Consider the following 21,131-nt stretch of genomic DNA (forward strand, 5'->3'; position numbering starts at 1 on the left):
TCCAAAAACAAATATTTTTATGAGTAGCCTCGAAAGTTAATAAATAAAAGCGTACACACAAGGGGTACAGATTAGTTTTTTCCGAAATATAAATCGCGGGAAAGCAGCCAGTCATCTGCTCCTGTGCCCTTTTGTACAAAGTAAAACCCAATGAGTCCCCCATTACATAATTTCAACGCTTAAACATCATTTTCTAATCTTCCGGCCGTCAGTATCAATGTATTCGCTGGTTGCTGCGTCCCGGAAAACATCCAAAACCATCAGTTAGCGCATGAAAAAATTGCTATTGCCTTTGACCGTGTTGCTGTGCCTGGCCGGGTTTCATACGGAAGCACAAAACCGGAGAACCCCCGGGGATACCACGGCCCACCCGGGCGGTGCGGCACCAAAGGGCGCAGAAGCACCCAAGTCTTCCGTCAAACCTTATAAGGACGTCATTACCGCCAAAGCCATCTCAAAATCAGGGCTTTTCACCGTCCACCATGTGGACGATAAATGGTATTTCGAGATCCCCGACTCCATCCTGGGCCGGGAATTCATGGCCATTACCCGTTATTCCGAAACCCCCGGCGGGGCCGGTATCTACGGAGGGGAAGTCGCCAACCAGCAAACGATGCGCTGGGAAAAAGGACCGGACAACAAACTTTTCCTGCGGACCGTTACCCTGATCAGCATTGCCAAGGACAGCACCGAACCCATTTACCGTGCCGTCCGCAACTCCTATCTCGATCCCATTGCCGCCGCTTTTGATATTAAGGCATTCGGACCCGATTCGACAAGCACCGTCATCGACGTCACCGACTTCTTTAAAGGAGACAATCAGGTGGTCTCTCTTGACCCCAATGACAAAAGGCGGTTTAGCCTGGGAGGTCTGAGCCCTGACCGGTCTTACATCGAAAGGATCACCACCTATCCCATCAACACCGAGATCCGGACCATCAAGACCTGGACCTCCAGCCCCGCACCTGCGAGCTTCCCGCCTATGCCCGGTGCAGGACGTGCGTTCCCGGCCGCTTCGGATGCCGGGGCCGTGACCTTTGAGATCAACACCTCCATGCTCCTGTTGCCAAAGGTTCCCATGAAGAAACGCCTGTTTGACCCCCGGGTCGGCTTCTTCGCGGACGACTATACCGTCTACACCGACGACCAGCAAAAGGTGGACGAATCGACTTTTATCACCCGCTGGCGCCTGGAACCAAAGGACGAAGACCTGGACAGGTTTAACCGGGGTGAACTGGTCGAACCCAAAAAGCAGATTGTTTACTACATCGATCCCGCGACACCCAAAAAATGGCGTCCCTACCTCATTGCCGGCGTGAACGACTGGAACAAGGCCTTTGAACAGGCGGGTTTCAAAAACGCCATCATCGCCAAGGATTGGCCCGAAGGCGACACCACCATGAGCCTGGAAGATGCCCGCTTCTCCGTCATCCGGTATTTCGCCTCCGACATCGAAAACGCTTATGGTCCGAACATCCACGACCCGCGTAGCGGGGAGATCCTGGAAAGCCACGTCGGCTGGTACCACAACGTCATGAAGCTCCTGCACGACTGGTACTTTATCCAGACCGCCGCCGTCGATCCCAGGGCCAGGTCAATGAAATTCGACGATGAGCTCATGGGCAACCTGATCCGTTTTGTGTCTTCACATGAAATCGGCCACACCCTCGGCCTGAGACACAACATGGGTTCCAGCAGCACTGTCCCCGTAGAAAAGCTGCGCGACAAAGCCTTTGTAGAAGCCAACGGCCACACGCCCTCCATCATGGACTACGCCCGTTTCAACTACGTAGCCCAGCCCGAGGACAACATCACCGAGGCCGGTCTTTTCCCCCGCATCGGCGACTACGACCGCTGGGCCATCCAATGGGGCTATCACGTGATCCCCGGCACAAAGGACGAAGAGGAAGACAAAAAAATCCTATCCAAGCTCATCATTGACAGCGTCGGTCACAACCCCCGCCTGTTTTTTGGTACCGAAAGCAATCCGTTCGATCCCCGGGAGCAAACCGAGGATCTGGGCGACAACAGCATGAAGGCAAGCGCCTACGGCATCAAGAACCTGAAGCGGATCATCGTAAAGCTGCCCGATTGGACCAAGGAGGAAGCGGATACCTATAATAACCTGCAGCAAATGTACCAGCAGCTCTTTATCCAGTATCAGCGCTACATGTTCCACGTGATCAAAAACATCGGCGGCATTTACGAAACCCCGAAGAGCATCGAGCAAAGCGGGGACGTATACGAAGTGACCCCCAAGGCCCGTCAGCAGGAAGCCGTTGCATTCCTCAACGAGCAATTGTTCACCACGCCTACCTGGTTGCTGGACAAAAACATCCTCAACAAGTTCTCCCAACCCATCACGGAGTCCATCAGCGACATCCAGGACGCCGCGCTGGGCTCCATCCTCTCCGCAGCCCGGCTGCAAAGGATGGAGATCGCCGGTAACCGGACCGCCGACCCCTACAGCATCGAGGATCTCATTTCCGACCTCAATAAGGGTATATGGAGCGAGCTCAGCACCGGCAAAGCCATCGACAGCTACCGCCGCAACCTGCAAAAAAGCTACACCGAGCGCCTGATCGCCCTGCTGGACGCCAAACCCGGCATGAGCATCTCGTTCAACGGCCGCAGCCTCAGTGTCTCTCAAGGTGAAGACCCCATGAAATCAGACGTCCCCGCGGAAGCCCGCGCGGCCCTCGTCAGCCTGCGCGCCCGCATCCGCGCCGCCATCCCCGGCGCCCACGACGCCCTGACCCGTAACCACCTTCAATACCTTGCCGACCACATCACCGACGCCCTCGAACCGCGCAAGTAGAATATCTTTTTTTAGGAAAAAAATAATCGGGCCTCACCACGAGGCCCGTTTTTTTTCCCCCACCCTACCCATCCCAACACACCACAACACAACACAACACAAACCGGTCCGTACGCCCCACCCCCAGCATACCCTACCGCCCCGTGTTGCAGCGAAGTGGGTTGTCCTTTTACTCTCTTTTCCGTGGGGCTACGGCCTGCAATGCAATTCCGGTTTTAACCCCACGGAAAAGAGAGTAAAAGGACAACCCACTTCGCGCGCGGCGCGGTCGGGACTGGGGGCAAAACGGTAAGGGGGGCAAGAGTTCGTAAAACCGAGGAGTCAACACATCATTCGTACCGCAACGCTACGATTGGATCAAGGCCGCCCGCCTTGATGGCAGGATAGAGCCCCGCGAGGAGCCCCGTGAGGGAGCAGATCACGATCCCGAGGAACATCCATAGCCAGGGGACGACGAAACCCGTCCCCAGGAAGACCGCAAAGAGGTTTCCTACGCACATGCCGAGCAGGATCCCCAGGGACGCGCCGAAGAGGCTGATGAGGATGCTTTCGAGGAGGAACTGGCTGCGGATCGTGCCGCGGCGGGCGCCCAGCGATTTGACGAGCCCGATTTCCCGGGTGCGCTCGTTGACGGCGACCAGCATGATGTTCATCAGGCCGATGGCCGAGCCGATGAGGGTTATGCACCCGATGAAGATGGCCGCGATCGTCACATATAAAAGAAGGTTCTTGAGCTGGTTGGCCAGGCTATCGCTGCGGTCGATGTAAAAGTTGTCGCTTTCTGTAACGCTCAGGCCGCGGACCTGGCGGAAAATGCCGGTCGCCTCCCCGATCGCGGCGTCCATCTGTTGGATGTCCCGGACCGTTACGCTGAGGTTGAGGGTGTTGGAAGAACCCTGGTATACCCGGCGGACGTTGTTCAGGGTGGTGATCACGATATTGTCCAGGCTTAAGAAGGAGCTTGCCCCTTTGGCCTTGAGGACTCCGATCACCCGGTAGCGGGCGCCGTCCACCCGGATGATCGAGTTCTCCGCCGTGCGCCATGCATCCCCGAAAATCTTTTTGGCCACATCCATGCCCAGGATCGCCACGTCACGCCCCGTCTCCAGGTCGAGGGGAGAAAAATTCCGGCCCACCTCCAGGGTATACCCACTGCTGTAAAGGTAATTTTCATCCCCGCCGATCACCCGGACGGTGGGGTTGGTCTTGTGTATTCCGTAAAAAACCGTGGCATTGAAGTCACCCGTTTGGGCAATGCTGACCGCCGCTGGAAAAGTAAACCGGTCCTTAAACGTCTTGGCCTGGTAAAAAGTGATCACCTGCCCTTCCTGCGACTTTTTTACCTTTTCCGCGTTTTTGCGGGACGTCTTTTTGACATCATTCCCATCGTCCCCCAAAAAATCGTGCGCCCTATAATGGATCACAAAAGTATTGGCGCCCAAAAGCGTGAAATTCTCATAGATACTGTTATCCATGGCCTCGATGGCCGTCATGATCCCCACCAGGGCCGTGATACCCAGCGCAATAATAGAGATCGTGATCCCGGCCCTCAGCCGGTTGGCCTTGATCGTATGAAATGCCAGCGAAAATGTATCTGAAAACCTCATGAGGGTCTTTATGTCCCTCTAAAATACCAAAAGATCGCTAGAAGAAAAGTTTCCAGTTGATGAGCAGGTCATACGGCATGATCCCCAGCAGGATGATCAAAACGGTCAACCCGACCATACCGACCTTCAGCCCGGTGCTGACGGGCGCCGTCGCCGGATTGCCTTCCTTGAAGTACATCGCCTGGATCAGCCGGAAGTAGTAATACACGCTGACCGCCGCGCAAAGGACCGCAAAGACCAGCATATAGGGCCCCTGCCCGCTCTTGATCAGCGCATACAGCATGTAATATTTCCCAAGGAATCCGCCCGTGAGCGGTATCCCCGCCAGGGACAACAGACAGATCGCCGTCGTAAGCGCCAGGAGCGGCTCCTTTTTGGCAAGTCCGTTAAAGCCTTCATAAGCATGGTCCTTCACCTTGCTCAAGGTAGCAAAGACGCCGACCGTCGCCAGGCAATAGGAGGCGGTGTACACCAGGAAACCGTCGGTGGCTTCGGTATTGTGACTGTACACGGCCATGAGCATAAAACCGGCCTGGGCAATGCTGGAATAGGCCATCATCCGCTTGGCGCTTTGCTGAAAAACCGCGGTCAGGTTGCCGATCAGCAGGGTGAGGACGATCAGGACCAGCATGGCGCTGCCCCAGGAATACTGGGTGTTCGCATAACCGTCCCCGAAAAGCCTCAGGAAAGCGATAAAACCACCCGCCTTGACGATGGTGGCCATAAAAGAGGAAAACACCGTGGGGGCGCCGTCGTACACGTCCGGCGTCCAGAAGTGGAAGGGTGCGGCCGAGACCTTAAAGGCCATGGCAAACATCAGCAGTAGCAAACCCACCTTCGACAACACGGGAAGCGACGCCGCCATCATCCCGAAAGGAGAAGCGGCCGGTCCGAGGTTAAAGCTGCCCGTATCCCCGTAGATCAGCGTGATACCCAGCAGCATGACGCCGGTGATGAACGACCCCATCAGGAAATACTTCAGGGAAGCCTCGTTGCTTTTCAGGTTCTTTTTGTCCGACCCGGTCAGGATATACAAGGGGATAGACAGGATCTCGATGCCTAAGAAAAGCATCAGCAGGTTATTGTAAGAAGCGGACAGGGTGATCCCCGTTATAACGAAAAAGATCAGCGCATAGTAGTCAAAGCCCCCGTTGCCCACCGCCTCGATTTCCCGTCCGGACAACAGGAAATAAAATAAGGTCGCCACCAGGATCACCGAAAGGAACAGCTCGGTGAACCCGTCGAAGGACAGCATTCCACCGAAGGTCGAGTGTGTGATCACCACATTGCTCACGTCGCCAATCGAGCCCAGCAGCAAAACGAGGGCGCCGGCAATGGCGAGGTACGTAGCATAGCCGCCTTTTTTGAAAACAAGGCCGCTAAACATCATCACAATGCCCCAGATGGTTGACAGTATTAGTACGTTCATGTTGCTTCGAAAATTATATATGCTGTGCGATAATGGCGTGAACCGTGTCCTGGGTCATCTTGAACAAGGGGTCGGGATATACCCCGAAGACGATGATCAGGATCGTGATACCCGCCAGCATCAGTTTTTGGTTTATCGTAAGATCCGTCATGGCGGCCGTCAGGCTGTTCTCCTTCCCATAGATCACCTTTTGTACCATACGCAGGGTATAGACCGCACCGAGGATGATGCTCAGCCCGGCAAAGGCCATGTACCATACGTTGAAGTGGTACAGTCCGTTAAACATCAGGAACTCCCCGATAAAGGCGTTGGTCAGGGGCAGCGCGACGTTGGCCAGCGACATGACCACGAGCAGGATGGCCAGGACGGGTGCATTGGCAGCCATCCCCCCCAGCTCGCTCATCTTTCGGGTGCCCAACTTCTGTTCAATGGCGTCGATGACGATCCACAACCCGATGATATTGATGCCGTGGTTGAAGAGCTGAACCATCACTCCCTGTAACCCTTCCTGGTTGACGGAGAAAATCGCCGCGCACATCAGGCCGATGTGGGCGATGGAGGAATAAGCCACCATCCGCTTCAGGTCATCCTGCCGGAGCGCCACCAGCGAAGCATACACCATCCCGACCACGCTAAGACCGATGACCACATTTTCGAAATGATGAACGGCCTCGGGGAAAATAGGAACGACCCACCGGATGACGCCCAGCAGACCCATCTTCACCATCACCCCGCTCAGGATCATGGTCACCGAGGTGGGGGATTGTTCATACGTATCGGGCTGCCAGGTGTGGAAAGGCCAGATAGGCATCTTGATGGCAAACGCCACGAAGAACATCCAGAACAGGATATCCTGTTGGTCTGCGTTCAGCTTCACCTTATAGAGCGACTCCAGGGCGAAGGAGGCCTGCGGGTTGAGTGCATACAGGTATAGCAGGCCCACCAGCATGATGAGCGAGCCGACGAAGGTGTAGATAAAGAATTTGAAGGTGACCTGGATCCGGCGTTCCCCACCCCAGCCGGAGGAAAGGAAGTATACGGGGATCAGGGCCAGTTCCCAGAAGAAATAGAACAGCAGGCCGTCCATCGCCAGGAACACCCCCATCAGACCCGCCTGTGACAACAGGAGGAGCCCGTAGTACACCGAGGGGTTCTTATACGTATTCCGGTAGGTGGAGACCAGCACCAGCACCAGGGAGACGCCGGTCAGGAGGACCAGGATGGCGCCCATGCCGTCTATAGACAGCGTGAAGGAGGCGCCCAGGCCTTGCAGCCAGCTCGCGTGAAAGCTACGCGCCGTGGCGCTCTTATCCATGGCTGCCGCGACGGAAACGCCGAGGGTTGCCAGGGAAGACAGCAAGGACCAGATCTTTGCGGCATTCCCCTGTTTGAGCAGGAATGCGATGCACCCGGTTACGAGAGGGATCAGAAAAAGTAACAATGCTAACATATCGCCTACCCGGTTTTATAGAAAAATTTGTACGATAAAAAGAATGATCACCCCGATCACCATCAACAGGACGTAAGCGCCCACCTGCCCGCTTTGCAGGAGGCGTATCTGCCGGCTGCTGTATTGCACGAGCCTCCCGGCGCCGTTGACGATCCCGTCCAACCCCCGCTCGACGTACTTGTTCAGGAAACCGGCCAGCGCGTTGATCGGCCGGACGATGACCGCATCATAGAGCTCGTCCACATACCACTTGTTCTCCAGGATCTTTGCAAAACCCGTGGCTTCTTTTGCCGGACCGGTATAGCCTTTGAACTTCGTCCATCCCCAGATCGAGACAGCCGCGATCAACAGCAAGCTCACGATCGTCAACACCCATTCCGTTCCGGGAGCCGGACTGGCGGAAGCGGCGATTTCCTGGGAGGAGGCAAACACCGGCGCCAGGAATTTCTCCAGGATGTGCGCGTCGGGCTTTATATATTCCGGTATACCCAGGAAACCGGCGAAAATCGCCAGCACCGCCAGGATCACCAAGGGAATCGTGATGGCGGCAGGGCTTTCGTGGAGGTGGTGTTCCTGCTCGTGCGTACCCCGGAACTTACCTAAGAAAGTGAGGCTCAGCAACCGGAACATATAAAATGCTGTAAATAACGACCCCAACAAGCCAACAGCATACAACACGGGGTTGTGTGCATAGGCGTGTGAGAGAATTTCATCCTTGGAGAAGAACCCTGCGAATGGGAAAATTCCGGCGATGGCAAAGGTCCCGACCCAGAATGTCCAATAAGTCACCGGCATATATTTGCGTAGCCCTCCCATCTTACGGATGTCCTGTTCCCCACCCATGGCGTGGATCACGCTCCCCGCGCCGAGGAACAACAGGGCTTTGAAGAAGGCATGGGTCATCACATGGAAGACGGCGCCGGTATACGCACCTACGCCAAGCCCCAGGAACATATAGCCCAGTTGGCTGACCGTGGAATACGCCAGCACCTTTTTGATGTCGTTTTGCTGGATCGCGATGGACGCCGCCAGGATGGCCGTACAAAGACCGATGACGGCGATGACGGCTTGTGTGGCCGGGGCCAGCGTATACATAACGTTGCTCCGGGCGATCATATAGATCCCCGCGGTCACCATCGTCGCCGCATGGATCAAGGCGGATACCGGCGTGGGACCCGCCATGGCGTCGGGCAACCATGTATAGAGGGGGATCTGCGCCGACTTACCCGTGGCCCCGATAAACAACAGCAGGGTAATGCCGGTCAGCACAGGGGCGGTGGCGCCGCCCTGGCAGCGGGTAAAGACATCCGCATAATTGAGCGAGCCGAATTGCGCCAGGATCCAGAAGATGCCGATCAGGAACGCCAGGTCCCCGATACGGTTCATGATAAATGCCTTCCTGGCGGCGTAGTTATAGTCCCCGTTGGTAAACCAGAAGCCGATCAGGAGGTAGGAGCACAAACCGACGCCTTCCCAACCGATAAACAGGATGACATAGTTCGCGCCCAGCACCAGCAGGAGCATCGAGAACACAAACAGGTTCAGGTAGGAGAAATAACGCGCGAAATGGTGCGGTTTCTCCTCGTGCATATACGAGGTGGAGTAAATATGGATCAACGACCCGACCCCGGTGATGATGAGAAGGAACAGCGAAGAAAGCTGGTCCACCTGGAAAGCAAAAGAGATGTTCAGAGAACCCGTGTGGATGAAATCGAACAACCGGACGGTCACCGGCATAAAGCCCGGCGTCCGGACTTCGTTAAAGATCATCACGCTTACCACGAAGGAGGCCAGCACTGTCGCACAGCCGATCAGGCCCGTCAGGGTCCTGGACAAGACGTTGCGTCCCAGGCCGATCACCAAGAACCCGACGAGCGGGAACAGCGGTACTAAGTAAACAAATTGGCTCATATCTAGTGTTTCAACCGGTTCAAGAAGTTAACGTCCACCGAGTGCGTATTCCGGTACATCATGACGATGATCGCCAGACCCACACTCACTTCCGCTGCCGCCACGACCATGATGAAAAAAACGAAAATCTGCCCTTCCGTACCCACCGTCGAGGCCGCGCCCTGGTGCAGGGCTGCTACCTGGTGGTGCATCTTGGAAAAGGCCACCAGCAACAGGTTCACCGCATTCAACATCAATTCGATGCACATGAAGATGATGATGGCGTTCCGCCGGGTCAGTACGCCCGTGACGCCGATGCAGAAAAGGATGATCCCGAGAAAAATATAATTGTTGATTGGCATAGTCGCTTTAGTTTTTCTTCCCTATAACCACCGCGCCGACCATGGCGCTCAGGAACAACACGCTCGATACCTCGAACGGCAGCACATACGTCTTGAACAAGGCCTGGCCCAGGTTTTGGATCAACCCGATCGACCCCGTGCCAAGCTCCGCCATTTTCGACTTCGTCTCCGCGTCCTTGAGGGAGGCGACCAGGATCAGCAGGAGACAGCCCCCCGCCACCACACCGGCCAGTTGCAGCCACTTGTTCTTTTGGGGCTCCGCGTCAGCGTCGAGATTCATCAACATGATCACGAACAGGAAAAGGACCATGATCGCCCCGGCATACACAATCACGTTCACGATAGCCAGGAATTGCGCGTTCAGCAGGATATAGTGTCCCGATATGGCCATAAAGGTGATGATCAGCCAAAGAACGCTATAGACCGGATTCTTGCGCGTAATGACCATCAGGGCGCCGAAAACGGTAAGGATGGATAGGAACCAGAATAATATTTGCGTAATGCTCATCGTCAGTATGGTTTAGTGTTGCCCCTTGGCCTTTGCGTATTCCTCCGGTTGTGTCTTCGGGTCCGGAATCAGGAGCTCCGGCTTGCCATAAATAAAGCCCTTGCGCTGATAGTTCGCGGGGGCAAACGTTTCGGAAAGGTAGATCGCGTCCTTGGGGCAGGCTTCCTCGCACAGACCGCAGAAGATACAGCGAAGCATGTTGATCTCATACCGGGCCGCGTACTTCTCTTCCCGGTACAGGTGTTCTTCGCCGGGTTTGCGCTCGGCGGCTTCCATGGTGATGGCTTCCGCCGGACAGGCCACGGCGCAAAGACCGCAGGCGGTGCAGCGTTCACGACCTTCCTCGTCCCTGTTCAATACCTGGGTTCCGCGGAACACAGGGCTGAAGGGGCGTTTTTCCTCGGGATACTTGATCGTCGCCTTTTTCTTGAAAAAGTGGCGCAGCGTGATCGCCATCCCTTTCGCGATATTCCACAGGTAGATCCTTTCCAGCCAGGTCATCGGCCGGCGGTCTACTGCTTTTGCCTTATTGGTGAGTGCGTTCATAAACAATTTTTATTTTTTCAGCCACAGGATCACAGCCCCCGTGATCACCATGTTGAGAAGCGCCAGGGGGATCAGCGCGTTCCAACCCAGCCGCATCAGCTGGTCATAACGGAAGCGCGGTATCGTCCAGCGGATCCACATGAATACGAATATGAAGAAGACCGTTTTTGCAAAAAGCGCCAGGCCACCCACGATCGCTGCCACGTTCGGGTCGGCGATGTGTACATAGGGAATATTGTAGCCCCCGAAGAAGAGCGTCGCCATGATCGCACTGCTGATAAACATATTGACGTATTCGGCGAAGAGGTAAAAGCCGAGTTTCATGGAAGAATACTCCTGGTGGTAACCGAAGTTCAATTCGTTCTCCGCTTCCGACAGGTCAAAGGGCGTGCGGTTACACTCCGCCAGTGCGCAGATAAAAAAGATGATAAAACCCAAAGGTTGATACAGCACATTCCATAGTCCATGTGATTGTTGTTCCACGATCGTCTTGAGCGAAAGCGAACCTGTCAGCATCAGCAGGGCAATCAGCGAAAGGCCCATGGCCAGTTCATAGGAAATGATCTGGGATGCCCCGCGGATGGCGGCGAGCAACGAGAACTTGTTGTTCGACGCCCAGCCGCCCATCATGATTCCATACACGCCCATGCTCACCACACCGAATATATACAGGATCCCGATGTTCACGTCCGCGATCTGCAAAGGAACGTCGTGCCCCGATACCTTTAAAGGACTCGACCAGGGGATGACGGCACTCGTCATCATCGCCGTCAGCATCGCCAGGCAGGGCCCCAGGAGAAAGAGGAACTTGTTGGAGCTGGCAGGGAAGATCTCTTCCTTCATAAAGAGCTTCATACCATCCGCCAGGGGCTGCAGGAGACCCAGGGGACCGGCACGATTGGGCCCGATCCGGTCCTGCATATAGGCAGCGACCTTGCGCTCTCCCCAGGTGGAATACATAGCCACGCCAAGAGAGACCGATATGATCACTACGATCAGGACCAGCTTTTCTACCAGAAACATCCAATCAATCGCTAAAAGATGCATAAACTTATTTTTCTTTCCCGTTAAAATCGTCTGAATGCGCCGGACCCGGCAACAGCGACAGGTCTACAGAAGGCTGGTTCACCTGGCTCACGCTGTGTATATCCATCAGCAGCCGGGGCGGACGTCCCATGACTTCCGGTTCGATCTCCGTCGGTTTGTGGGCACCCACATAATGGTTGGCCGAAATGACCGAATGCCGGTCGATCTTCGAAGGCCCTTCGATCACCCAGTCGGCGGTTTTTTTCTTTTCAAAGCGGCAGTCGTTACAGATCCAATCCTCCACTTCCCCAAACTCATCCTTACGCGCCGTCACGCGGAACACCTCGTCCCCCCGGTACCACAGTTGTACTTTGCCCGAACACTTGGGGCAGTCGCGGTGCGCGTCCACCGGTTTGAGGAACCATACGCGGTTTTTGAAACGGAACGTTTTGTCCGTAAGCGCCCCCACCGGGCAAACGTCGATGACGTTCCCGATAAAGTCGTTGTCCAGCGCCGTTTTGATATAGGTCGCGATTTCCGCGTGTTCGCCCCGGTCGAGGATCCCATGCACCCGTCGGTTGGTCACCTGGTCCGCGGTATATACGCAGCGGAAGCACATGATGCACCGCGTCATGTGCAATTGGATATACGGCCCCAGGTCATGCTTTTCAAACGTGCGCCTCGGAAACTGGTAACGCGTCCCGCTCGCGCCATGCTCGTAGCTCAGGTCCTGCAGATGACATTCCCCGGCCTGGTCGCAGATCGGGCAATCGAGGGGGTGATTGATGAGCAGGAACTCGACCACGCCTTTACGGGCATCGATCACCTTTTCGCTGGTGATGTTCTTGACAACCATCCCGTCCATGATATTGGTCCGGCACGAGGCCACGAGCTTCGGCATCGGCCGCGGATCGGCCGTGCTCCCTTGTGCCACTTCCACCAGACAGGTCCGGCACTTACCGCCGCTACCTTTCAACTTGGTATAGTAACACATGGCCGGTGGAGCTACTTCGCCCCCGATCATCCGGGCGGCGTTGAGAATGCTTGTCCCCGGTTCCACCTCTATGGTTATGTTGTCGATCGTAACCTTGAACATCTTTTTTTCGTCGCTCATAGAAAAAAAATTTAAGCCGTGGCAGCTGGTACAGGCCGGGGATCCGCATAATGTGCGAGCCCGTAGTTGCGCTTCAGGCACTCATCCGGGTTGTTCACGTGCCATTCGAACTCGTCCCTGAAGTGACGGATGGCCGCAGCCACCGGCCACGCGGCCGCGTCTCCCAATGGACAAATCGTATTTCCTTCGATCCTGCGCTGGATGTCCCAAAGCAGGTCTATATCACTTTTTTGGCCCTTTCCGTATTCGATGTTTTTGAGGATCCGGTGCATCCAGCCCGTGCCTTCCCGGCAGGGGGAACACTGGCCGCAGCTCTCGTGTTGATAAAAACGCGCCAGGGTCATCGTATGCCGGACCACGCACTGGTCCTCGTCCAGGACGATAAAACCCCCGGACCCCATCATGGATCCGGTGGCAAAACCACCGTCGCCCAGGCTTTCGTACGTCATCATGCGCGTTTCCCCTTTTGCGGTCTTGAGCAACAGGTTGGCCGGGAGGATGGGCACCGACGATCCGCCCGGGATACACGCCTTCAGGCGTTTCCCTTTCGGGATACCGCCGCAATATTCGTCAGAATAAATAAACTCTTCCACCGAGATCGTCATGTCGATCTCGTATACACCCGGTTTGTTGATGTTCCCGCAAGCGGAGATCAGCTTTGTCCCCGTGGACTTGCCCACCCCGATCTTGGCGTATTCTTCCCCGCCCATGTTGATGATGGGGACGACCGCGGCCAGGGATTCCACGTTGTTCACCACCGTGGGCCGGTCCCAGGCGCCTTTGACCGCCGGGAAGGGCGGTTTGATACGCGGGTTCCCCCGTTTCCCTTCCAGGGATTCGATCAGGGCCGTTTCTTCCCCGCAGATGTACGCCCCTGCACCTCGGTGAACATAGATGTCACAGTCAAAACCGCTACCGAGAATATTTTTCCCCAGCCAGCCGTTGTTCTTTGCTTCAACGATGGCCTGGTCCAGGATGTCTGCCACCCAGGCATATTCACCCCGGATATAGATATAGGTTGCGTTGGAACCCAAGGCATAGGAAGACACGATCAACCCCTCGATCAGGAGGTGCGGAAGGAACTCCATCAGGTAACGGTCCTTGAACGTACCGGGCTCGGACTCATCCGCGTTACAAACCAGGTGACGGGGCACACCTTCCGGCTTGGCGATAAAGCTCCACTTCATCCCGGTCGGAAAGCCCGCACCCCCGCGGCCCCTGAGACCGCTCTTCTTCACTTCTTCCACGACCTGTTCCGGGCTAAGGTTCTTCAAGGCTTTTTCCACGCTGGCATAGCCGCCTTCCCTGCGATAGGTATCGTAGTACCGGATGCCTTCCACGTGTGCCTTTTCCAATAACAGTTTGCGTCCCATATCTATATTGTGATGCTATCTATAATTTAAACCGGACCCCGCCGCTGACGAGACCCAGGTAGCCGTAACCCGCTTCCAGGAAGAACTTGACCTTGGCTCCGACCTCTGCCCCCACCGGGGTGATCTGGTAAGAAAAACCGGATCCTTTCGTGTTGTTGTCGGGGGTTTCGTTGGAGCTGTTGTACGTCAGCTTGGAGTGTACACCGTATACACCGCCTGCCAGGCCGCCATACATCTTGAAGCCGGGAAAGCTCCAATAGGACCATTGGACCCTGGCCATGGCCGTCCAATAACCATGCGTTGTCTTTTCCTCTCCGTACACCTCCTGGTTGATCGAGGTAGAGAAATAACTGAAGTTGTTCTTTATCTGAATCGACTCATACGAGCCTTCCACACCCACGGTAACCCGCCAGATCTTTGCAAATGCCGCTGCGTGAAAGGCGCCGGTGCTCGTTACCGTTTCGGAACCCCGGACGGAGTTGGAGAAAAATTCGGCACGTGTCTTGGCATCTCCCGACAGGATGGGGGGCGTAAAACCACCGTACCCGATTTCAATACCCGGGTTCAACAACTGCGCCTGGGCAAAACAGCCCAAGCCTCCGACAAACAACAGAATCAGGATTGTTCTCTTCATTTTGGTTTTGATTATCATTGAAGACACACTTTTTTTAGCGAGTTAAGCGCGCTTCATCTATGATCAGGTCGACTTTTTCTTTGGTCAGGTGTTCCCGGTAGGTATTGCCCAACTGCATCATGGGTGCGTATCCGCAAGCCCCCAGGCATTCCACGGGTTTTAGCGTAAACAGACCGTCGGCCGTGGTTTCCCCCGGAGCGATCCCCAGCTTTTCCCGGATGTAGGCAATGATGTCGTCGCTTCCGTTCAACATGCAAGGTCCCGTCTGGCAGACTTCCAGTACGTACTTACCCACCGGTTTCGTATTCAGCATGGAATAAAAGGTCGCGACCTCGTACACCTCGATGGGCTCCAGTTCCAGGAGGCCCGCCACATAGTCCATCACCGGCACATCCAGCCATCCCCCGAAAGTATCCTGGGCAATATGCAGAACAGGAATCAAGGCGCTTTTTTGCCTTCCCTCCGGGTAGTGGGAAACGATTTCTTTGACCTTGGCTAGTGTTTCTTCAGAAAACTGTATCATCATTAATAAGAATCAGATTAAGCGTCCATTTCTCCCGCGATGAGGTTGAGGCTGCTCATGGTGATCACCGCGTCGCTCAGCATACTCCCCTGGGTCAGTTCCGGGTACGACTGGTAGTAAATGAAACAAGGCCTCCGGAAGTGCAACCGGAAAGGCGCCCGGCCTCCATCGCTGATCAGGTAGAAACCCAGTTCTCCGTTCGCGCCTTCGACGGAATGGTATACTTCACCCTTGGGCATATCCACCTCTCCCATGACAATTTTGAAGTGCCAGATCAAGGCCTCCATCTTCGTATATACGTCTTGTTTTTTCGGCAGGTAATATTCCGGGGTGTCGGCGTGGTACACTTCCGCTTCAGCACCCTTGAAAGACTGTACTTTTTCGTATGCCTGGCGAAGGATGCTAAGCGATTGCCACATTTCCTGTTCCCTCACCAGCCAACGGTCATAGTTATCGCCCGTCGAACCCACCGGTATGGTAAAGGAGAAGTCCTCATAAGAGGAATAAGGTTGCGTGACCCGCACGTCATAGTCTACCCCGGCCGCCCGAAGGTTGGGCCCGGTAAACCCATAGTTGAGCGCCCTTTCCGCAGAGATGCCCCCTGTTCCCATCGTCCGTTCCATGAAGATGCGGTTGCGCATAAACATGTTCTCGAACTCCTTGAGTACGGCGGGATATTCGTTCAGGAATTTTTCCAGCTTTGTAAACGCGGTATTGGTAAAGTTCCTCTCGAAACCACCGATCCGGCCGATGTTTGTCGTCAGCCTCGACCCGCACACCTCCTCGTAGATCTCATAAATCAGTTCCCGGTACTGCATCACATACAGAAAGCCGGTATAGGCGCCCGCGTCCACCCCTACGATGGAGTTGCAGATCAGGTGATCCGAAATACGCGCCAGCTCCATGATGATCACCCGCAGGTAGTCCACGCGTTTGGGAGTCTTGACCCCCAACAGCTTTTCGCAGGTGAGGTGCCAACCCATATTGTTGATGGGGGAGGAACAATAATTCAGACGGTCCGTCAGGGGCGTGATCTGGTACAACGGACGACGCTCGGCAATCTTTTCGAAAGCCCTGTGGATGTAGCCCACCGTCGACTCCGCGGACACGATCCGCTCCCCGTCCAGCTCCAATATATTCTGGAATACCCCGTGCGTTGCCGGGTGGGTGGGCCCCATATTGAGCGTGGTGGTCGTCTTTTCGATCGACCCATCCGGCAATTTAACGTGTTGGTGTTGTTCTGACATAACTGCGGTTTATATTCCTATATGCCCCCCGCGTCCGAACATCTCGTCGTCCTTGTCTATACGCGTCTGGTCTTCCAGGGGATATTCTTTCCTGAGCGGGAAATAATCCATTTCGTCCACGTTCAGAATTCGTTTCAGGTTGGGATGCCCCACGAAATTGACCCCGAAAAAGTCGTAGGTCTCCCGCTCCATCCAATTAGCGCCTGCAAAAAGGCTGGTAGCGGTGAAGACATCCGGCTTCGTAATGTCGGTGAATACCTTAAAGCGTACCCGCACATTATCTTCCAGGTTGTGGAGATGATAGACCACCGCGAGCTCCTGTCCCTTTTTGTCCGGGTAGTGCACGCCCGTGAGGTCGGTCAGAAAACGGAATTTCAGTTCCGGGTCGTCATACAGGAACTGCATTACTTTTAGGTTCAAGTCTTTCGGGGCGACGAAGGTCAACAGCCCATAAGGCTCCTCGTAGTCCGTCAACTGGTCTCCAAAGTGCTCCTTCAGTTTTGTCGTAATGGTCTCGTTCGTCAGGGGCATAATATCTTTTATTGAATCCCGTAGCTTTCCATCAATTCCTTGTACCTGTCCGAGGTCCGGCGCCGGATCATTTCCCGGTTATGGACCAGGTCCTGTACTTTCATAAATCCATCCAGGATGGCCTCCGGCCGGGGCGGACAACCCGGCACATACACATCGACCGGGATGATCTGGTCGATACCCTGGAGCACGGAATAGGTATCGAATATCCCACCCGAGGACGCACAGGCCCCCACAGCGATCACCCAACGCGGTTCCGCCATTTGGAGGTATACCTGTTTAACCACCGGTCCCATTTTTTTGGCGATGGTCCCCATGACCATCAGCAGGTCGCACTGGCGGGGTGAGAACCCTACCCTTTCCGCACCAAAACGGGCAAAGTCGTAGGTGGCACCCATCGTCGCCATGAATTCGATCCCGCAACAACTGGTAGCAAACGGCAAGGGCCACATAGAGTTACTCCGGGCCAGACCCACTACCTTATCCAGTCGCGTGGCAAAAAAACCTTCACCGGAATAGCCCTCCGGGCCATCCTTTACCAGCTTTACATCTGCTTCCGCATGAACGTTAAATCGAACGGGGCGTGCCATGATACATGAATTTAGGGCGTACTCATTCTTCCCAATGCAGGGCGCCTTTTTTAATAATATAAATAAACCCTACCAGGAAGAAACCCACAAAAGCCAGGACAGCCGCAAACCCTTCCCATCCCAGGGACCGGAAGTTGACGGCGTAGGGATAAAAGAAGATCACTTCCACGTCGAACAACACAAACAGAATGGCTACCAGGAAGTATTTGATCGCCATCGGATGACGGGCGTCGCCTACCGATGCTATACCGCTCTCGAAATTCTTTAGCTTGTCAGCCGTCTTGCGCTTGGGGCCAAGGAGGTGGGTGCCGGCCATCATCAGGACAACGATACCGATGGCTACGAGCAATTGCAGGACGATGGGCAAGTAGTGGACGGCGCTGCTGGGGTCAGTAGAGACAACGACATTCCGGGCCTGCAGGAATAAGTCATCCATTTCAGTAGGATTAATTTTTGACAAAAATAAGACAGTAGCAGGGAAAAACCCAAAAAGAAAGGGCCCCCAAATGGGGCCCTTCCAAGTATTTATCGGCATTTGCCTCTCATTACTTACCGGATTTTCCACCGCCTCCGGTCTGCCGGGCGAAGTATTTTTCCAAAACGTCCTTGTAATGCTTGAAGGTTTCGTTGGTCGGATCGTACACCAGGAATTTATTGATGTAGTCCAGGGCGTTCTTATAGTCCTTCTTCTTGAAATAATACTGGATCATGTACTGCAACCCTACCTCGATCTGCTGAACGAAGGTAGCGGAGTCTTTGGAAGAGGTGGCAGTGGTGATCATTTTCTCGAAATAAGGCACGGCAAGCCCTTTGTCCATGGCCGTATCCAGGGCCCAGTTGGCGCGGGCCCTCCAATAATAACCGTATACGGAGTAGTTGGGGAACTTGTCAATGTACATACCAAAGACGCTGTCCGCCTTTATGTAGTAGGGATTGGAGATCCCGGTCGCCTGTACGTCCCTTGCGCGGAGGGTATCTGCCGTCGTAAACAGCTGGCTGCCCCAGTTGTACAGGTCGTTGGGGTTTGGCTCTTTGTCCATCAGGTAGACCTGGCCGACCCAGTAAGCCTTTTGAACAGGATCGTGCAGCGAATCCGACAGGGCCGCGGCGTATTGGACGTAGGCGTCCTTGTTGGCTTGCAGCGTGTCCATGGCAATGGCCTTTCTCAGGAAGGCGAAAATAGAGTCCTGGCTAAACCCGCCCTTGTAATAGATATGCGCCGCCTCCTGGTAGTTCTTTGCCGTCAGGCTGTCGTCCGGATGGCTGAAATACGTGTCGATATTGGTCTTGGCATCGTTATAGCTCCTCAGGGAATCGTCCGAATACGCCATCAGCTTGTAATAGTGCGGCTTAAAGGCGTCCGGAGTGTTGGGCAGTAACGCCTTGCTCTTGTCGATGGCTTCCTGAAAGTGCTGGCTGGCATACAGAATATCCACGTTGGCCTGGTCTACCAGGGGTCCCGGATCGGCGTGTGCGGTATACTGTGTCAGGTAGTCTTTCGACTTCTCTACGTCCCTGGAATAGTAGTGGACATACAGCCGGTAGTAAGCCGGAGCGAAGTTCGGATCGGCCTGGATGGCAGCTTCGTACTCAGGCACGTACTGCGTGGGGTTCCGCTGTGTTTCGTAGATCAACCCGATCTTGTAGTGTGCGGCGGCATACTTCGGGTCGGCCTGCAAGGCGTTGTTATAATTGGTAACGGCGTTCCCACCGTCGATCAGCTTCGCATAGGCGTCCCCCAAGGCAACGTACAGGGCGGACTCTACGTGCTTCTTTTCCCGCTCGATCGCCTGGTTCAGTTTTTCGATGGCATAGTTGGCATCACCGGACGGCACGTCGATATTGACCTTTGCCACCCCGGCCAGCACATTGGCGTCCCTCGCCTTCGTCAGGCTGATCGCCGTCTCGAAGTGGTTGCGGGCATCTGCGTTCTTGCCATCCTTCAACTCCAGTTCCCCGGCACAGATCAGCGCCCAGGGATCATTGGTATTGGTAGAGACCTTCTGATACAGGTCCTTTGCCCCCACAGAATCTTTCAAACCCATTTCAGCCTGACCCAGCCAGAAGGTGATCTCCCCGTCATTCGGCTTGCCCGCCAATGCCTTTTGAAAGGCATCCTTTGCACTTTGATACCGTTCGTAATACAGGAATCGCTTGCCATCCTCCACGCTCTGGGCAAAGGTGGCTTTACCCAGGATCAGCGCTGCCGCAACTAAGCTGACTCTCATTTTCATTGTCAATTTCGTTTTAAGTGAGTGTTCTATTTTATGGTATACAATTCGTTTCCCATACCTGCCGCACCTTGGCGTCTGCTCCCTACTGCACCTTGGCGTCCCGGACGATAAACGCCATAATTGCCGGTACCAGATAAGCCCTCCTGAAAATCAGCTGACCCCTCTGGTATTTCAAAAAGTCCACAAATCCAGTCCCCAACCCGTCATAATTTTCCTTCTTTATGTAATATAAACCACGGGTGAAAGGATAACTTTTTGTTAAAATCTTCTCCTGGGTAGGTGCGACATAGGGTTTTCCAGGGCACTCGTCACACCGGATCGCGGTGATCCGGACCCTATCCCGGTAACCTGCCTGGAGGGTATCCTCCGGGTTCCCGATCCAATCGACCCCGACAAATCCCATCGCATCCGGGTGGGACGCAACATATTCGATTACCCCCGTACTATTGGAAGCAGCAAATACGTGGCCGGGGTCAAAGGCACCCCCTTTCAGGATCGAATCCATGGCAAAGCGAATCGTCGAAGTGGCATTCAACCCGTCGAAGACAGGCGTATAAGCCATTTTCCCGCCCTTCCCCCGGAGGATGTCGGCAACCTCCTCTCTTGTGAATACGGAATCGGGGGCGGTTCGGTTTACAAGGACGGCCACAGCGTCGTAAGCCAGTACTTCGTAAACCGGATCATATTTCAATCTATCCTTATAATAGGCTTCTTCTTCCTGCGTCAGCTCCCGGGTTACAAAAACCATCCGGACGCTGTCCTGTTGCAGGTCTTTCAGACATTCCGCTTCCGGCTTATACGACACCCGGATATCCGCTCTCGGATTGGACGACCGGAATACTTTCAGTTCTTCTTCCATCACCGGTCTGAAAGACTCATCCACGCTGATGTTGATCCTGCCCGCCGAAAGGGAATCCGCAGGCTTTTCCAACCCCGCTTCCCCGCCTTGCTGTTTACATGAAACCATTATTACGCCACAAAGAACTGCCCATCCCCACGTATAAAGCCGACTCATTAATAATTTTTTTGGATGCCCCTCACGATGCGCCATATGCCATAGACAAGGACGATGACCCCTAAACTGATCTCTATCGGTCTTGAAATGAGGTCTATCTGTAGCCCCCAACGCCTGTAGAGAAAAAGGAAAAGACCGGCTGCCACGTACAACAATCCCATCGTAAAGTCCCGGACAGCATGCAGCTGATCATTGAGTCGTCGCCGCTTATCCTGTTGGTCATGAATGTCCATA

20 protein-coding genes are annotated in these 21,131 nt (G+C 54.8%); 1 reads left to right on the plus strand and 19 read right to left on the minus strand.

The features are described 5' to 3' along the window. The first annotated feature begins 271 nt into the window (after positions 1–271). Positions 272–2,818: a zinc-dependent metalloprotease gene (locus EDB95_RS01430; RefSeq protein WP_133989842.1), complete on the plus strand. Its 2,547-nt coding sequence runs from the start codon at positions 272–274 to the stop codon at positions 2,816–2,818. A gap of 329 nt (positions 2,819–3,147) precedes the next feature. Here EDB95_RS01430 and EDB95_RS01435 read toward each other — a convergent pair whose 3' ends face one another. The 19 genes from EDB95_RS01435 to EDB95_RS27205 all read right to left on the minus strand — a co-directional run bounded on the left by EDB95_RS01435 (position 3,148) and on the right by EDB95_RS27205 (position 21,130). Next, positions 3,148–4,425: an ABC transporter permease gene (locus EDB95_RS01435; protein WP_133989844.1), complete on the minus strand. Its 1,278-nt coding sequence runs from the start codon at positions 4,423–4,425 to the stop codon at positions 3,148–3,150. A gap of 37 nt (positions 4,426–4,462) precedes the next feature. Further along, positions 4,463–5,854, minus strand: coding sequence for an NADH-quinone oxidoreductase subunit N (locus EDB95_RS01440; RefSeq protein WP_133989846.1), 1,392 nt, complete (start codon positions 5,852–5,854; stop codon positions 4,463–4,465). A gap of 13 nt (positions 5,855–5,867) precedes the next feature. Beyond that, complete coding sequence (locus EDB95_RS01445; RefSeq protein WP_133989848.1) at positions 5,868–7,304, minus strand: complex I subunit 4 family protein; 1,437 nt, start codon at positions 7,302–7,304, stop codon at positions 5,868–5,870. A gap of 15 nt (positions 7,305–7,319) precedes the next feature. Further along, positions 7,320–9,215, minus strand: a complete 1,896-nt coding sequence (gene nuoL / locus EDB95_RS01450; protein ID WP_133989850.1) for an NADH-quinone oxidoreductase subunit L — start codon at positions 9,213–9,215, stop codon at positions 7,320–7,322. Positions 9,216–9,217: 2 nt separating this feature from the next. Next, the gene (gene nuoK / locus EDB95_RS01455; RefSeq protein ID WP_133989852.1) at positions 9,218–9,556 is read right to left on the minus strand and encodes an NADH-quinone oxidoreductase subunit NuoK; all 339 of its coding nucleotides are present in this window, start codon (positions 9,554–9,556) and stop codon (positions 9,218–9,220) included. A gap of 7 nt (positions 9,557–9,563) precedes the next feature. After that, complete coding sequence (locus EDB95_RS01460) at positions 9,564–10,064, minus strand: NADH-quinone oxidoreductase subunit J family protein (protein ID WP_133989854.1); 501 nt, start codon at positions 10,062–10,064, stop codon at positions 9,564–9,566. Positions 10,065–10,076: 12 nt separating this feature from the next. Then, on the minus strand, positions 10,077–10,610 hold the full coding sequence (gene nuoI, locus EDB95_RS01465) for an NADH-quinone oxidoreductase subunit NuoI (protein WP_133989856.1): 534 nt from the start codon (positions 10,608–10,610) through the stop codon (positions 10,077–10,079). 9 nt (positions 10,611–10,619) lie between these two features. Continuing rightward, the gene (gene nuoH / locus EDB95_RS01470) at positions 10,620–11,657 is read right to left on the minus strand and encodes an NADH-quinone oxidoreductase subunit NuoH (RefSeq protein WP_133989858.1); all 1,038 of its coding nucleotides are present in this window, start codon (positions 11,655–11,657) and stop codon (positions 10,620–10,622) included. Between the two features lie 4 nt (positions 11,658–11,661). Continuing rightward, on the minus strand, positions 11,662–12,750 hold the full coding sequence (locus EDB95_RS01475) for a 2Fe-2S iron-sulfur cluster-binding protein (RefSeq protein WP_133989860.1): 1,089 nt from the start codon (positions 12,748–12,750) through the stop codon (positions 11,662–11,664). 11 nt (positions 12,751–12,761) lie between these two features. After that, a complete protein-coding gene (gene nuoF / locus EDB95_RS01480; RefSeq protein WP_133989862.1) occupies positions 12,762–14,123 on the minus strand; it encodes an NADH-quinone oxidoreductase subunit NuoF in 1,362 nt (453 codons plus the stop codon). 19 nt (positions 14,124–14,142) lie between these two features. Then, the gene (locus tag EDB95_RS01485; RefSeq protein WP_133989864.1) at positions 14,143–14,757 is read right to left on the minus strand and encodes a hypothetical protein; all 615 of its coding nucleotides are present in this window, start codon (positions 14,755–14,757) and stop codon (positions 14,143–14,145) included. 34 nt (positions 14,758–14,791) lie between these two features. After that, positions 14,792–15,283, minus strand: a complete 492-nt coding sequence (locus tag EDB95_RS01490) for an NADH-quinone oxidoreductase subunit NuoE family protein (RefSeq protein ID WP_246073435.1) — start codon at positions 15,281–15,283, stop codon at positions 14,792–14,794. 14 nt (positions 15,284–15,297) lie between these two features. Next, positions 15,298–16,527, minus strand: coding sequence for an NADH-quinone oxidoreductase subunit D (locus EDB95_RS01495; RefSeq protein WP_133989866.1), 1,230 nt, complete (start codon positions 16,525–16,527; stop codon positions 15,298–15,300). 9 nt (positions 16,528–16,536) lie between these two features. Further along, positions 16,537–17,058 (minus strand): NADH-quinone oxidoreductase subunit C, encoded by a 522-nt coding sequence (locus EDB95_RS01500; RefSeq protein ID WP_133989868.1) that lies wholly within the window; start codon positions 17,056–17,058, stop codon positions 16,537–16,539. Positions 17,059–17,066: 8 nt separating this feature from the next. Then, complete coding sequence (locus EDB95_RS01505; RefSeq protein WP_133989870.1) at positions 17,067–17,648, minus strand: NADH-quinone oxidoreductase subunit B; 582 nt, start codon at positions 17,646–17,648, stop codon at positions 17,067–17,069. Between the two features lie 22 nt (positions 17,649–17,670). After that, positions 17,671–18,084, minus strand: coding sequence for an NADH-quinone oxidoreductase subunit A (locus tag EDB95_RS01510; protein ID WP_133989872.1), 414 nt, complete (start codon positions 18,082–18,084; stop codon positions 17,671–17,673). 109 nt (positions 18,085–18,193) lie between these two features. Beyond that, a complete protein-coding gene (locus tag EDB95_RS01515; protein WP_162852449.1) occupies positions 18,194–19,876 on the minus strand; it encodes a tetratricopeptide repeat protein in 1,683 nt (560 codons plus the stop codon). A gap of 88 nt (positions 19,877–19,964) precedes the next feature. Beyond that, on the minus strand, positions 19,965–20,849 hold the full coding sequence (locus tag EDB95_RS01520; protein WP_162852450.1) for a PstS family phosphate ABC transporter substrate-binding protein: 885 nt from the start codon (positions 20,847–20,849) through the stop codon (positions 19,965–19,967). Between the two features lie 47 nt (positions 20,850–20,896). After that, entirely contained in the window at positions 20,897–21,130 is a 234-nt protein-coding gene (locus EDB95_RS27205) for a hypothetical protein (protein WP_162852451.1), read from the minus strand. Position 21,131 lies beyond the last annotated feature (1 nt).

The organism is Dinghuibacter silviterrae (assembly GCF_004366355.1).
GTDB lineage: Bacteria > Bacteroidota > Bacteroidia > Chitinophagales > Chitinophagaceae > Dinghuibacter > Dinghuibacter silviterrae.